16 protein-coding genes are annotated in these 14,626 nt (G+C 62.1%); 12 read left to right on the forward strand and 4 right to left on the reverse strand.

From position 1 onward, the window contains the following. Positions 1-94: 94 nt before the first annotated feature. The 10 genes from panD (at position 95) to HYX42_RS13620 (ending at position 9,245) form a co-directional block, all read left to right on the forward strand. A complete protein-coding gene (panD, locus tag HYX42_RS13575; protein ID WP_293403859.1) occupies positions 95-475 on the forward strand; it encodes an aspartate 1-decarboxylase in 381 nt (126 codons plus the stop codon). Positions 476-584: 109 nt separating this feature from the next. Then, positions 585-1,739 carry an ABC transporter substrate-binding protein gene (locus HYX42_RS13580; protein ID WP_293403861.1) on the forward strand — a complete coding sequence of 385 codons (1,155 nt, stop codon included), beginning with the start codon at positions 585-587 and terminating at the stop codon, positions 1,737-1,739. 41 nt (positions 1,740-1,780) lie between these two features. Then, the gene (locus tag HYX42_RS13585) at positions 1,781-3,115 is read left to right on the forward strand and encodes an adenosylmethionine--8-amino-7-oxononanoate transaminase (RefSeq protein ID WP_293403863.1); all 1,335 of its coding nucleotides are present in this window, start codon (positions 1,781-1,783) and stop codon (positions 3,113-3,115) included. Continuing rightward, complete coding sequence (gene bioD, locus HYX42_RS13590; RefSeq protein WP_293403865.1) at positions 3,108-3,806, forward strand: dethiobiotin synthase; 699 nt, start codon at positions 3,108-3,110, stop codon at positions 3,804-3,806. The genes HYX42_RS13585 and bioD overlap by 8 nt, the downstream gene beginning before the upstream one ends. Then, positions 3,785-5,002 carry an 8-amino-7-oxononanoate synthase gene (gene bioF / locus HYX42_RS13595; protein WP_293403867.1) on the forward strand — a complete coding sequence of 406 codons (1,218 nt, stop codon included), beginning with the start codon at positions 3,785-3,787 and terminating at the stop codon, positions 5,000-5,002. The genes bioD and bioF overlap by 22 nt, the downstream gene beginning before the upstream one ends. Positions 5,003-5,159: 157 nt before the next feature. Beyond that, positions 5,160-6,173, forward strand: coding sequence for a biotin synthase BioB (gene bioB / locus HYX42_RS13600; RefSeq protein ID WP_293403869.1), 1,014 nt, complete (start codon positions 5,160-5,162; stop codon positions 6,171-6,173). 60 nt (positions 6,174-6,233) lie between these two features. Further along, on the forward strand, positions 6,234-7,139 hold the full coding sequence (gene panB / locus HYX42_RS13605) for a 3-methyl-2-oxobutanoate hydroxymethyltransferase (protein WP_293403871.1): 906 nt from the start codon (positions 6,234-6,236) through the stop codon (positions 7,137-7,139). Between the two features lie 27 nt (positions 7,140-7,166). Continuing rightward, a complete protein-coding gene (panC, locus tag HYX42_RS13610; protein ID WP_293403873.1) occupies positions 7,167-8,012 on the forward strand; it encodes a pantoate--beta-alanine ligase in 846 nt (281 codons plus the stop codon). Next, positions 7,993-8,787, forward strand: coding sequence for an alpha/beta fold hydrolase (locus HYX42_RS13615; RefSeq protein ID WP_293403875.1), 795 nt, complete (start codon positions 7,993-7,995; stop codon positions 8,785-8,787). The genes panC and HYX42_RS13615 overlap by 20 nt, the downstream gene beginning before the upstream one ends. 35 nt (positions 8,788-8,822) lie before the next feature. Then, a complete protein-coding gene (locus HYX42_RS13620) occupies positions 8,823-9,245 on the forward strand; it encodes an N-acetyltransferase (protein ID WP_293403877.1) in 423 nt (140 codons plus the stop codon). Between the two features lie 319 nt (positions 9,246-9,564). On the opposite strand, the gene HYX42_RS13625 is transcribed toward HYX42_RS13620, so the two are convergent. From HYX42_RS13625 to HYX42_RS13640, 4 genes are all read right to left on the reverse strand, one after another. Then, complete coding sequence (locus tag HYX42_RS13625) at positions 9,565-10,587, reverse strand: NAD(P)H-dependent glycerol-3-phosphate dehydrogenase (protein ID WP_293403879.1); 1,023 nt, start codon at positions 10,585-10,587, stop codon at positions 9,565-9,567. A gap of 76 nt (positions 10,588-10,663) precedes the next feature. Continuing rightward, the gene (secB, locus tag HYX42_RS13630) at positions 10,664-11,128 is read right to left on the reverse strand and encodes a protein-export chaperone SecB (protein WP_293403881.1); all 465 of its coding nucleotides are present in this window, start codon (positions 11,126-11,128) and stop codon (positions 10,664-10,666) included. Between the two features lie 219 nt (positions 11,129-11,347). Next, the gene (grxC, locus tag HYX42_RS13635; RefSeq protein ID WP_293403883.1) at positions 11,348-11,605 is read right to left on the reverse strand and encodes a glutaredoxin 3; all 258 of its coding nucleotides are present in this window, start codon (positions 11,603-11,605) and stop codon (positions 11,348-11,350) included. Positions 11,606-11,669: 64 nt separating this feature from the next. Then, positions 11,670-12,080 (reverse strand): rhodanese-like domain-containing protein, encoded by a 411-nt coding sequence (locus HYX42_RS13640; RefSeq protein WP_293403885.1) that lies wholly within the window; start codon positions 12,078-12,080, stop codon positions 11,670-11,672. Between the two features lie 137 nt (positions 12,081-12,217). Here HYX42_RS13640 and gpmA point away from each other — a divergent pair, with 137 nt between their 5' ends. Continuing rightward, complete coding sequence (gene gpmA / locus HYX42_RS13645) at positions 12,218-12,973, forward strand: 2,3-diphosphoglycerate-dependent phosphoglycerate mutase (RefSeq protein WP_293403887.1); 756 nt, start codon at positions 12,218-12,220, stop codon at positions 12,971-12,973. Between the two features lie 197 nt (positions 12,974-13,170). Then, positions 13,171-14,613: a S41 family peptidase gene (locus HYX42_RS13650; RefSeq protein WP_293403889.1), complete on the forward strand. Its 1,443-nt coding sequence runs from the start codon at positions 13,171-13,173 to the stop codon at positions 14,611-14,613. The last annotated feature ends 13 nt before the right edge of the window (positions 14,614-14,626 follow it).

Consider the following 14,626-nt stretch of genomic DNA (forward strand, 5'->3'; position numbering starts at 1 on the left):
GAATGTTACAGCCTATTCAAAAGCGCCTTTGATTCATGACCTGCCGGCCGCAAAAAACCGGTATGCCAAAAACCGGATTCGATCCCTTCACACCATGTTCCGCACCCTGCTCAAATCAAAAATCCACCGCGCTGCCGTGACGCACTGCGAGCTCAATTACGAAGGTTCATGCGCCATCGACGAAGACCTGCTTGACGCCGCCAACCTGGGCGAGAACGAGCAGGTGCACATCTGGAACATCAACAATGGCGAGCGTTTCATCACCTACGCCATCCGCGCAGAACGCGGCAGCCGCATCATCTCGGTGAATGGTTCTGCCGCACGCCGTGCTGCGGTGGGCGACCTGGTCATCATTGCCGCCTTTGCGCAGGTTGAAGAGAAGGAAGTGAAAGGCTTTTTGCCCAAGCTTGTTTTCGTCAACCCCGACAACCGCATCAAGGAAGAGCGCTCGACCATCCCTGTGCAGCCGGCCTGAGCAGGTATAGCGTTTCTGGAAAACTGCTATCTCACACCAGACAGGCGCGGCGATGCGAATCCGCGTAGGGTCAGCAGGCTTTTGCATTACTGAACCTTCTGGACACATCATGACTTCAAAACCCGTATCCGTTTTAACCCGCCGCGACCTCGTTGCCCTGGGCGGCCTCACCGCGACCAGCCTGGTCCTTCCCGCATTCGCGCAGGCACCCGCAGCCGGGCGCACCCTGAAAATCGGCAGCTCGTTTGACGACAGCAGTTTTGAAAAAGCCAATGGCAATGGCAACTTTCGCGGTGCTTCGGCCTGCTTCAACGCCATCAACAAAACCGGCGGCATCAACGGTGCGAAGGTAGAGCTGGTGATTGCCGATGACCAGTTCAAGCCCGATGTCGCCAAAACAAACGCGCTGGCCTTCCAGGCTGACAAGTCCATCCTGGCCATGATCAATCCACTGGGCACGCGACAGACGGCAGCCATCATGGAGTCGGTGCAGGACATGGCCATTGTCGGCCCCAACACCGGCACCTCCGGCCTGCGCAAGACCAGCCCGCCCAATGTGTTCTGGATTCGCGCAAGCTACGACGCCGAAGTCGAGAAGCTGATCAACACCGCCATCACGCTGGGCATGAACAAAATCGGCATCGTCTATCCCAAGGACCCCTTGGGCACATCGGTGCTGGCGGCATTTCAGAAGTCGATGGCCGATGCCAAACTCCAGCCGGTGGTTATGGCCACAACGCCAGGCACGGCCAGCACCGAAGTCGAGCCTGCAGCACAGGCGATTGCCAAAGCACAGCCGCAAATGGTGATCATGGTGCTGGGTGGCATTGCCCCGCTATTCCTCAAGGCATTGCGCGCCGCAGGCGGCACCAGTACGGTTTACGGCCTGTCCATCAGCGCCAGTCCGGCCAACATCACAGCCATGGGCGAAAGTGGGCGCGGCATGGGCTTTGCGCTGGTCGTGCCTTCACCTTTTTCGACCAAAAATGAACTGGTGCGCCGCTACCAGATCGACATGGCCGCCAGCGGCTGGACCGACTACTCCACGCCCACACTTGAAGGCTATGCCAATGCGCGCGTTCTGGCCGAAGGCCTGCGCCGGGCCGGCAACAACGTCACACGCGCATCGCTGATCGCGGCGCTCGACAGCATCACCGGCTTCAACATGGGCGGCATGACCGTGAGTTTCGGCGCCGGCAACCGGGTGGGTGGCAGTTTTGTGGACGTAGGCGTGCTTGGCACCGGCGGCCGGATTGTCAGCTGACGGACACTGGTCTCGCGCACGCTCCGCTTTTTTTCACCTGCATGTCCATGAACAACACCTCGCTGCTCCAGCGCAGCCTGACGCACGTGTGGCATCCATGCACGCAGATGAAACGGCACGAGACATCGCCGCTGGTGCCCATTGCAAAAGCCGAAGGCGTCTGGCTTTACGACTTTGAAGGGCGCCGCTATCTTGATGGCATCAGTTCATGGTGGGTTAACCTGTTCGGCCATGGCCATCCGCACATCAAGGCCGCGCTGGTCGCGCAACTGGATCAGCTCGACCATGTGATGCTGGCCGGTTTCACGCATGAACCCGTGGTGCAGCTGTCAGAAAAACTGGGCCAGCTCACGGGCCTGGGCCATGCCTTCTATGCCAGTGACGGCGCTTCGGCGACAGAGATAGCGCTGAAGATGAGCGCCCACTACTGGCGCAATACCGGCCGGCCAGAAAAATGCCGCTTTGTAGGCCTGGCGGGCGGCTATCACGGGGAAACTGTCGGTGCGCTGGCGGTGACCGACATTGCCCTGTTCCGCGAAGCCTACGCCCCCCTCGTGCGGCTGGCAGCCACCGTGCCCAGCCCCGACGCCCGCGCCGCACAGCCGGGCGAAAGTGCAGCCGACGTGGCCCACCGCGCGGCCAGCGCCCTGGAGGCATGGCTGGAGCTGCACCACAGCGGCACCGCCGCCCTTATCGTCGAGCCGCTGGTGCAGTGCGCCACCGGCATGGCCATGCACGATGCCTGTTACCTCCAGCATGTGCGTGCGCTATGTGATCGCTATGAGGTGCACCTGGTGGTGGACGAAATCGCCACGGGCTTCGGCCGTACCGGCACGATGTTTGCCCACCAGCAGGCCGGCATACGGCCCGACTTCATCTGCCTGTCAAAAGGCCTGACTGGCGGCACGCTGCCGCTGTCTGCGGTACTGACCACCGACACGGTCTACCAGGCTTTTTACGACGACGATGTAGCGCGCGGCTTTTTGCATTCGCACTCCTATACCGGCAACCCGCTGGCCTGCCGCGCGGCACTTGCCACACTGGAGCTGTTTGAAAAAAACGATGTGCTGGCCCGCAACGTCATGCTGACCCAGACCATCAGTCAGGCTTTTGCGCCCCTGACCTCCCACGCACGCATCAAAAACGCCAGGCAACTCGGCATGATCTGGGCATGGGACGCAAACACCACATCGCCCTCTTTTTCACGCCGCTACCAGCAGCAAGCCATGACGCACGGCGTGTTACTGAGACCGATCGGCAACACGATTTACGCCATGCCCCCTTATGTGATGGACGAGGGAGCGGCAACGCATTTGGCGCAAGGCGCGCTCGCGGCACTTGAGGCCACGCTTGCCGAAGACAACACGCATGCCTGAGGCACGCAGGTTTTCGGTTTTTGTCACCGGAACGGACACCGGCGTCGGCAAGACACTGGTGAGTTGCGCGCTGCTGCATGCGCTTGCAAAACACCATGCACGCGCCGTCGGCATGAAGCCGGTGGCAGCCGGAACCGAACTGATTGATGGCAGGCAGGCCAATGAGGACGTTCTGGCCTTGCGTGGGGCTTCCAGCTGCCGCGTACCGCCCGAACTGGACAACCCGGTGCTGCTGCCCGATCCGGTGTCGCCCCATATTGCGGCAGCGCGCGCGGGGGTTCGCATCAGCATGGCCCACATCGTCGCCTGCCACCGGCAGTTGCTGCACCTGGCCGACGCCGTGGTGGTGGAAGGTGCAGGCGGCTTTATGGTGCCGCTGTCGGAAACCGAAACCGGTGCCGACCTCGCCACAGCGCTGAACCTGCCCGTGGTGCTGGTAGTAGGCCTGCGCCTGGGTTGCCTCAACCATGCACTGCTCACCGCCCAGGCCATACGTGCGCGCGGCCTGACGCTGGCAGGCTGGGCCGCCAACCACATTGACCCGGGCATGCTGGCGCAGGCCGGCAACATCGCCTTCCTGCAGCAGCAACTGGCGGCGCCGCTGCTGGCCAGCATTCCTTTTCAGTCAAAGCCTGATCCCCGAAACATCACCATGGACATTCCCCCTGCATGGCAAGTACAGCCCTTCTGACAAACTCCTGGCTGGATGAATTTCCGGCGCGTATCGCAGAACTGGACCGCCTGCACCTGCGCCGCAGGCGCCGCATTGTTGTGCCGCAGGACGGTGCCTGCCTGGAGGTGGACGGGCAGTGCATGCTGGCGTTTTGCAGCAACGACTACCTCGGCCTGGCCAACCATCCGGCGCTGGTGCAGGCCGCCTGTGACGGTGCCCATGCTTTCGGCGTAGGCTCGGCAGCCTCGCCCCTGGTCAGCGGCCACACGGCGGCCAATGCTGCACTCGAACGCGATTTGGCGCGCTTTACCGGCCAGGCGCGCGCACTCTACTTTTATGCGGGTTACGCCACCAACACCGGCATCGTGCCCGCGCTGGTCGGCAAGGGCGATGCGCTGTTTTCGGACGCACTCAACCACGCCTGCCTGATTGATGGCGCCCGGCTGTCGGGCGCGCAGATTCATCGCTACGCGCACGCTGACCTGGCAGCGCTGGAACAGGCGCTTGGCAACAGCCCGGCGCGGCGAAAGCTCGTCATCAGCGACGCCGTGTTCAGCATGGATGGCGATGTAGCCGATATACCGGCGCTGCTGGCCTTGTGCGAGCGTTACGACGCCCTGTTGCTGCTCGACGACGCACACGGCTTTGGGGTGATGGGGCCGCAGGGACGCGGCAGCCTCGCGCACTTTGGCCTGTCGGGCGAAAACGCCTCGCCCCGCGTGCTCTACATGGCCACGCTGGGCAAGGCCGCAGGTGTGGCAGGGGCCTTTGTGGCTGGCAGCGACGCCCTGATTGAATGGCTGCTGCAAAAAACCCGCAGCTATATTTTCGCCACCGCCGCCCCCGCCTTGCTGGCCACGGCCCTGCAAACCAGCCTGCAGCTGATTGAGCAGGACGAGTGGCGGCGCGAGCACCTGCAGCGCCTGATTGCGCGCCTGCGTCAAGGCCTGACTCAGGGCCTGCAAGGCAGTTCATGGCAGCTGGGCGAGTCGCCCACCGCCATTCAGCCCGTGGTGATTGGGCCCAACGACGCTGCGCTGGCCGTGATGGAAGGCCTGCGCGCACGCGGACTGTGGGTGCCCGCCATTCGACCGCCGACTGTGGCGGTGGGCACTGCGCGTTTACGCATTGCCCTGTCCGCCGCGCACACCGAGGCCGACATTGACCGTCTGGTGCTCGCATTGACAGACCTGGCCAGAACAGGTGCCGCATGAAAAATCCGCCGGCATCAGGGCTGGCTAAAATTTACATCGACAGGATGGCGCACCTCTGTCGTCATGCGCGAGCCGGCGCACCGGACAGATCGAAAAACTGCTGACACCGATCCCCTTGCATTTGTGAATATTTCAATACATTAGGAGCGCCACATTCATGTCCTCTATCCTGACCCAACCCATTGCCTTCCACCCACCACGCCCGGCCGCACCTGAACGCGAACACGGCCGCTGGAGCGTTGACGACATCGAAGCGCTGTTCAATCTGCCGTTTCCTGAACTGATGCACCGCGCCCAAACCGTGCACCGTGAAAACTTCAACCCCACGCATGTTGAATTTGCCACCTTGCTGTCGGTCAAGACCGGCGGCTGCGCTGAAGACTGCGGTTACTGCCCGCAGGCTGCCCGCTACGACACTGGCGTGGAGGCCAGCAAGCTGATGGAGCCGGCAGAAGTGCTGCTCGCAGCCCAGCGTGCGCAGGCCGCAGGTGCCACAAGGTTCTGCATGGGCGCCGCCTGGCGTTCACCCAAGGACCGCGACATTGAAAAGGTCGCCGAACTGGTGCGCACCGTCAAGGCGCTGGGGCTGGAGACCTGCGCCACGCTGGGCATGCTGGAAGATGGCCACGCCCAGACCCTGCAGAGCGCGGGCCTGGACTACTACAACCACAATCTCGACAGCGCCCCCGATTTTTACGGTGACATCATCACCACACGCGACTACCAGGACCGGCTCGACACGCTGGCGCGCGTGCGCAGAGCCGGCGTCAAGGTCTGCTGCGGCGGCATTGTCGGCATGGGTGAAAGCCGCCGCCAGCGCGCCGGCCTGGTGGCCGAACTGGCCAACCTCACGCCCTACCCCGAGTCGGTGCCCATCAACAACCTCGTCAAGGTAGAGGGCACACCGCTGGCCAACCAGGCCGACCTGGACCCGTTTGAATTTGTGCGCACCATTGCCGTGGCGCGCATCACCATGCCGACCGCACGCGTGCGCCTGTCTGCAGGCCGCCAGCAAATGGGTGACGGCATACAGGCCTTGTGTTTCCTCGCCGGCGCCAACTCGATTTTTTACGGCGACAAGCTTCTGACCACCGGCAACCCCGACACCCAGGCCGATGTTGACCTGCTGGACCGCCTGGGCATGACACGCTCGGCGCCACAGGCCGCCTGACGCAGCTGGCACCGGCTTGCCGGGGCTGGTTAGACTCTGCCTAATTTCACGGGTTGCCTCATGACTTCAAACACCTCTTCCGCCGCTGCGGCCTCGGGTACGCCCTACGGCACGTTGCCGCCATCGTCGACACCTTCGGCGCGCAAACCGATGAGCCTGCCGCGCCTGCGCGAGATGCATGCCCATGGCGAAAAAATCGCCATGCTGACGGCCTACGACGCCACCTTTGCCGCCGTGGCCGATGCCGCGGGCGTTGAGTGCATCCTGGTCGGCGATTCGCTGGGCATGGTCTGCCAGGGCCTGACCAGCACCGTCGGCGTCACGCTGGAAACCATGCGTCACCACACCGAGAGCGTGGCCAACGGCCTGCGCCGCTCGCAGGGCACAGCCTGGCTGATCGGCGACCTGCCCTTCGGCTCGTATCACGAATCAAAAGAGCAGGCGCTGCGCAGCGCCGTCGTGCTGATGCAGGCCGGGGCGCACATGGTCAAGCTTGAAGGCGGTGGGTGGACCGCCGAAGTCGTGCGTTTTCTGGTCGAGCGCGGCATACCGGTCTGCGCGCACCTGGGCCTGACGCCGCAAACCGTGCATGCACTGGGCGGCTATCGCGTACAGGGCAAGTCCGATGAATCAGCCGCGCTGCTCAGGCGCGAGGCCACCGCGCTGCAGGACGCAGGCGCCGCCATGCTGGTGCTGGAGATGGTGCCTGCAGCCCTGTCTGCAGAGCTGACCAAAACACTGACGCACTGCCCGACCATTGGCATAGGCGCAGGCGACGGCACTTCCGGCCAGGTGCTGGTGCTGCACGACATGCTGGGCATGAACCTCGGCAAGATGGCGAAGTTCGTGCGCAACTTCATGGAAGGCCCGGACAACAAAACCGCCAGCATTCGCGGCGCCATGGAAGCGTATGTACGCGCCGTGAAGGACGGCAGCTTTCCGGTCAACGCCAGCCACGCCTGGTAAAAAACAATTCGCCAAGGGAGACAAACCATGCACATCGTCCACACCATCGCCGAGCTGCGCGAAAAGCTCAGCAGCTACAAACGCCCGGCCTTTGTGCCCACCATGGGCAACCTGCACGACGGCCATATCGCCCTCGTCAAACAGGCCAAACCGCTGGGCGACGTGACCGTCTCCAGCATCTTCGTCAACCGCCTGCAGTTTGCCCCGCATGAAGACTTCGACAGCTACCCGCGCACACTCGACGCCGACGCGCAGCGCCTGGAAGCCGCGGGCTGCAACGTGCTGTTTGCCCCACGCGAGCAGGAGCTGTACCCCCAGCCGCAAACCTACAAGATGCACCCGGCCACCGACCTGAGCGACATTCTTGAAGGCCACTTCAGGCCCGGTTTTTTCATAGGCGTCAGCACCGTGGTGCTCAAGCTTTTCTCTTGCGTGTATGCCGGCATGCCCTCGGGCATCGCCGCCTTCGGCAAGAAGGACTACCAGCAGGTCATGGTTGTGCGCCGCATGGTGCAGCAGTTTGCGCTGCCGATTGAAATCCTCGCCGGTGAAACCCAGCGCGCCGAAGACGGCCTGGCGCTGTCATCACGCAATGGCTACCTCAGCGAAGCCGAACGCAAGGAAGCGGCAGAACTTTCAAAAGCCCTCAAGGCACTCGGTGCAGCCGCCAGGGCCGCCACACCGGCCGACCTGCCGGCTCTTGAAGCGCAAGCCATGCAGGCCCTCGCCCGCCGCGGCTGGAAGCCCGACTACCTCACCGTGCGCCGCCGCGCCGACCTGATGCCGCCGCAGGCATCCATGGAGGAGCCCCTGGTGGTGCTGGGCGCCGCAAAACTGGGCAGCACGCGGCTGATTGACAACCTCGAAATCTAGGCTGCGCAGCGGGATGCGCATTCTTGGCTGGGTCATCGCCTTGCTTGCTCTGGCTTACGCTGGCATTTGCATCGCTGCATACAGCTACCAGCGCTCGCTGATCTACTATCCCCAGCCGCGTTCCATCACGGCGGCCGCCAGCACGCTCAAACTGCAGGTACCGGGCGCTGACCTGATCGTCACCGTGCGACAGGCAAAAGGAACAAAAGCACTGGTTTATTTTGGTGGCAACGGGGAGGATGTTTCGTACAACCTGCCCGCGCTATCAGAGGCTTTTCCAGAGCATGCCATCTACCTGCTGCACTACCGCGGCTATGGCGGCAGCACGGGCAGCCCGTCCGAGGCGGACATCAGCGCCGATGCGCTTGCACTCTTTGACAAAATTCACACCCAGCACGCTGAAGTGCTGGTCATCGGACGCAGTCTGGGGAGCGGTGTGGCAGTGCGTCTGGCCAGCCAGCGGCCAGTTAACCGGCTGGTACTTGTCACGCCCTACGACAGCATCCGGGCCCTGGCCGCGAGCGCGTTCCCCTGGCTGCCCGTTCGCTGGCTTTTGCGGGACAACTATGATTCCACCAGCTATGCGCCTGCCGTCTCGGCAAAAACACTGGTCATCGAGGCCGAGCATGATGAAGTCATCCCGTCTGCCAGCACACGCCGCCTGCTGGCAGCCTTCAAACCGGGCGTGGCGTCACTGAAAGTCATTCCCGGGGTGGGCCACAACGACATATCCAATACGCCCTTGTACATGGCAGCACTGGCGGGCAAACCATGAAGGGGATAACGGTTAGACAAGCCACTACGGCTGATATGCCATCAGTCGCCGCCCTGTTTAACGCCTACCGCCAGTTCTACGAGCAACCAGACGACCTCAGGCTGGCCACGCGCTTCATCAGCAACCGTTTGTTGAACAGCGATTCGGTCATTCTTGTCGCCGAATCTGAAGATGGCCACAACAGAACCCTCACCGGTTTTTGCCAGCTCTACCCGGGCTTCTGCTCTGTGCTGGCCAAACCCATCTACACGCTTTACGACCTGTTTGTAGCGCCCGGTGCGCGCAAGACAGGCGCCGGCCGGGCGCTGCTGCTGGCGGCGCATGAGCACGCGCGTACCCACGGCTTTGCACGGCTGGATTTGAGCACCGCCAAAAACAACCATGCCGCACAGGCGCTGTATGAATCGCTGGGCTGGGTGCGTGACGAGGTTTATTTCAGCTACAGCAAAGCCGTCTGACAGTCGCCATCTTCCACCCCATGACACCTTCCCTGACGCCATTTGCCACTCCGCTATCAAATCAATAGCTACTCACGTACGTATCTATTGATCTAAAGCCAAATTTGGCATCCAAAACACCCATTCAAGAACGCAAAAGTTAATATAGGAGTTAACATTTTTGTGGAATTCAACTCAAGAAATCAAAAAAGTTAATATATAAGTTAACTTTTAGTCAATTTCAAGGCATTTTCCAGGCATCAAATCAAGCTGCAGCCCAATAAACACAAGCGTGAGCAGCTACCAAATAAATAGCAACTGCTGTATCAACGGTACGGGATCAGGGCAACTCGGCGGTGGGGTTGCGCCCCATCAGCAGCGACACCGCTTCAGGCGGCGTGAGCTTGCCGTCCAGCAGGGCGACGACGGCCTGCGAAATTGGCATTTCGACACCCAGCCCTGCGGCGCGCTGCACAACGGTGCGGGCGCAGTAAACGCCTTCGGCCACATGGCCAAGCGAGGCCACGGCCTGATCCAGTGTTTTGCCCTGCGCCAGCGCCAGGCCGACCTTGCGGTTGCGGCTGAGGTCGCCTGTGGCAGTCAGCACCAGGTCGCCCAGGCCTGACAGGCCGGTGAAGGTTTCGGCGCGGGCGCCCAGCGCCACGCCCAGGCGGGTCATTTCGGCCAGGCCACGCGTAATCAGCGCTGCGCGTGCATTCAGCCCCAGTTGCAGGCCGTCACAGAGGCCCGTAGCAATCGCCAGCACGTTCTTGACGGCGCCGCCCACCTCGACACCCACGATGTCGTCATTGGCGTAGACGCGCAGCGTACTGCCGTGAAAGCCTTCGACCAGGGCCGCCCGCACGTCGGCATGCTCGCTGGCCGCGACCAATGCAGTGGGCTGGCCGTTGGCGACTTCCTGTGCGAAGCTGGGGCCGCTGAGCACGCCGGCCTTGAGCGCCGGAGCGACCTGCGCACGAATCTCATGAACCATCAGGCCGTAGGGCTGGGCCGCGCTTGCTACAGCCGCTTCAAAACCCTTGCTGAGCCAGGCGACAGGCGCTTTTGCCTGCACCAAATCCTGCAGCAGGCCGCGCACGCCAGACACGGGCGTGGCAATGATGAGCAGGTCCTGGCCATTGATCGCGTCGGCCAGTGTGCCTGCACCGCCTGCAATGTTCAGGTTGCCGGGCAGGGCGACGCCCGGCAGGTATCGGCTGTTGCTGCGTTCGGCCTGAAGCCGGGCAGCCGTGGCTGCGTCACGCGACCACAGGGTGATGCTGTGGCCGGCGCTGCGCCGCGACGCTGCATTGACGGCCAGCGCCGTGCCCCAGGCACCGGCGCCCAGAATGGTGATGTTCATGAGGGGTGAGCCGGTGAACCTGGTATGGCGGGAGGCATGGCGGGAGGCGTGGCGCGCCTGCTGGCGGGCAGCAAGATCAGACGATGATTTGCGGGGCGGCTGGCTCGGCGGCGGCAGCGGCCTGCTGCTGTTCGTACATGGCCTGGAAGTTGATTTCAGCCAGGTGCACAGGCGGGAAACCGCCGCGCTGGATCACGTCGGCCACGTTGCCGCGCAGGTAGGGGTAGACGATCTGCGGGCAGGCGATGCCGAGCACGGCGTTGAGCTGCTCTGGCGGCATGTTGCGCATTTCAAAAATGCCGGCCTGCTTGGCCTCGACCAGGAACACGGTCTTGTCGCCGATCTTGGTCTGCACGGTGGCTGTCACGGCCACTTCAAAAATGCCGTCGGCCACAGGGGTGGCTTCAACGCCAAGCTGGATGTCAACCGCAGGCTGCTCCTGGCTCATCAGGATTTCAGGGGAGTTGGGCTGCTCAAGCGAGACGTCCTTCAGGTAGACGCGCTGGATCTGGAATACGGGGTCCTGGTTGGCTTCAGCCATGGTGATCTTTCGGGTTTGCGGTGGTGAATTAAAACGGCCTGCGACTCGCACAGGCTTGGAACTCATTATCTCAAGGAATGTGGACCCCACGGTCGCTCACTTTGTGTAGCTCCCTGCCCCCGAGGGGCCGCTGCGCCTGCGGTCCGGCAAAGCCGGTCCCGCGGCCCCTGCCTGCAAAAGCCCCGCTCCGGCAAGGTACGCCAGGTTTTTATCGTGGATTCAAGAAGCGTTGAGAAGCGGCATCAGGCCGCCCTGGCCGTCCAGCGCGACGAGGTCGTCGCAGCCGCCCACATGGGTTTCGCCTATGAAAATCTGCGGCACCGTGCGGCGGCCGGAAATCTCCATCATCTTCTGGCGCTCACCGGGCACGAGGTCGACGCGAACCTCATCAAACTCTGCGCCGCGCGCCTTCAAAAGCTGCTTGGCGTGTATGCAGTAGGGGCAGGTGCCTGTGGTGTAGATCTTGACGGTTTGCATGGTCGGGTTCCTGTTCTGGGGGGCGTCTGGCGCGCGCTCCACTCATCCAGTAGTAGTTGCGCCTTCAGGCTTTCTCAAGGGGAAGGTTAGCGTCTTTCCATGATTTCAGCCCGCCGCCCAGTGCTTGGGCCTGCTCGTAACCGAGTTTTTTGGCGACGGCCACAGCGCGGTTGGCCCGGGCGCCAGTGGCGCACACCAGGATGAGCGGGACGCCCTTGTTCTTGACCGCCAGCGGCAGCTTCTCTTCCAGCTCGCTGAAAGGCACGTTTTTGGCCCCGCCCACATGGCCGGCAGCGTATTCATCGGGCTCGCAGACATCAACGACGACAGCCCTTTCGCGGTTGATGAGCTGTACGGCACCTGCAGCGCTGAGGGCGCCGGCATTCATGCCGCTGGCAATCGTCGGCCAGAGCAACATGCCGCCGGAGGCAAGGGCAATCGCGAACAGCATCCAGTTGTCGATCAGAAATTTCACGTTGAACCTTTGGTGTTTTCGGGAGGCAAATGGGAGGGCAAAGGCGTGATTTTAGAATGGAGGTGTAAACGGGCCGGATCAGCCCCATCTTTTGACCTTACCAAGCCCTTCCCAAAATCCTTCCAGAACCCCAAAAAATGTACAAACTCGTCCTTATCCGCCACGGTGAATCGACCTGGAACCTTGAAAACCGCTTCACCGGCTGGACCGACGTGCCCCTGACGGAAACCGGTATTGAACAGGCCCGAAACTCCGGCAGGCTGCTCAAGGCCGAAGGCTATGACTTTGATGTCGCCTACACCAGCGTGCTCAAGCGCGCGACCCACACGCTCTGGCACGCGCTCGATGAAATGGACCGCACCTGGCTGCCCGTGGTTCACAGCTGGCGGCTCAATGAACGCCATTACGGCGGCCTGCAGGGCCTGAACAAGGCCGAAACCGCCGCAAAGTACGGCGACGCCCAGGTGCTGGCCTGGCGCCGCAGCTACGACGTGCCGCCACCGCCGCTGGCACCGGACGACGAGCGCAGCGAGCGGGCCGATGTGCGCTACGCGAAGCTGCTGCCCGAACAGGTGCCCCTGACGGAATGCCTCAAGGACACGGTGGCGCGCGTGCTGCCCTTCTGGAATGAAGCCATGGCCCCCGCCATACAGGCCGGCAAACGCATTCTGGTGGCCGCCCACGGCAACTCGATCCGGGCGCTGGTCAAGCACCTGGACAACATCTCGGATGACGATATCGTGGGCCTGAATATTCCCAATGGGATACCGCTGGTCTATGAGCTCGACGCAGACCTGAAAGCCTTGCGCCACTACTACCTGGGTGACGCCGAAGCAGCCGCCAAGGCTGCTGCGGCAGCCGGTGCGCCGGGCAAGGTCATGAGCACCAGCTAGGGCCTACAGACGCTGGACAATGTAAACGTCGGGTAAAACCCTGCTCAAAATGGCCTGATTGACGTCTATTTGCGCATTTTTTGCGTACATATGCAGTGACGCAAAGGAACTGAAGCGCTCGGTCTTTGTCCTAGGTGTATATTGTTCAGACAAGGGTGCAAAAAGTGCGCCCCCACAGGCTAAAAAGGTATTTTTGTATGGGTCAAAAGCTGAAAATCGCTGGCTGGATTTCAATCGGCGCCATGGCAGGCGCCCTCACCACGGTGCAGTTGCAGGCGGTTGCACGTGGCGGCCTGGCCCCCCTGCCGCTTGAAGAACTGCAGCAGCTTGCTGCGGTTTTTGGCATGGTCAAGACCGATTACGTCGAGCCGGTTGATGAAAAGAAACTGATTTCCGACGCCATCTCCGGCATGGTCGCCAGCCTGGACCCCCACTCCGCCTATTTCGACAAAAAGTCCTTCAAGGAATTCCGCGAAGGCACCAGCGGCCGTTTTGTCGGCGTTGGCATTGAGATCAGCCAGGAAGACGGGCTGGTCAAGGTGGTCTCGCCCATCGAAGGCTCACCCGCCGACCGCGCCGGCCTCAAACCCAATGACCTGATCACCAAGATTGATGACACCGCCGTCAAGGGCCTGTCCCTCACTGATGCCGTCAAGAAAATGCGCGGCGAGCCCAAAAGCAAGGTGGTGCTGACCATCTTCCGCAAGGATGAAAGCCGCACCTTCCCCGTGACCATAGTCCGCGAAGAAATCCGCACCCAGTCCGTGCGCAGCAAGGTCATTGAGCCGGGTTACGCATGGATTCGCCTGAGCCAGTTCCAGGAACGCACTGTTGACGATTTCGTCACCAAGATGGAAGCCATCTACAAGCAGGAACCCAACCTCAAGGGTCTGGTGCTTGACCTGCGCAACGACCCGGGTGGCCTGCTTGATGCGGCCGTGGCGATCTCTGCCGCATTCCTGCCCGAGAACGTGACGGTTGTGTCTACCAACGGGCAACTGGCCGAAAGCAAATTCATCTACAAGGCCTCGCCAGAGTTCTATCTGCGCCGCGCCACCAGCAATGACCCGCTCAAGCGGCTGCCGGCAGCGATGAAGACCGTGCCCCTGGTCGTACTGGTCAATGAAGGCTCGGCCTCTGCCAGCGAGATCGTCGCCGGTGCCCTGCAGGACCACAAGCGCGCCATCATCATGGGAAACCAGACCTTCGGCAAGGGTTCGGTGCAAACCGTTCGTCCCCTCGGGCCTGATACCGGTATCAAGCTGACCACGGCCCGCTATTTCACGCCAAGCGGCAAATCCATCCAGGCACGCGGCATTGTTCCTGACGTGATGGTTGACGAAACGCTGGAGGGCAGCCCGTTTGCAGTCCTGCGCACCCGTGAAGCCGACCTTGAAAAACACCTCAACAGCGGCCAGGGCGCAGAAGTCAAGGATGCAGCGCGCGAGAAGGCCCGCGAAGAAGCATTGAAGCGCCTCGAAGAGGACTCCAGGAAGCCGCCCGAGCAACGCCGCCCGCCCGAGCTTGGCAGTGACAAGGACTTTCCCCTGATCCAGGCCCTCAACAAGCTCAAGGGGCGTCCGGTAATGGTGAGCAAGACCGCTGTAGTTGAAAACAAGAACGAGAAAAAAGACAACTGACAGGACCACTGGC

It is taken from the genome of Polaromonas sp., from assembly GCF_016185115.1.
Classification (GTDB): domain Bacteria; phylum Pseudomonadota; class Gammaproteobacteria; order Burkholderiales; family Burkholderiaceae_C; genus Polaromonas.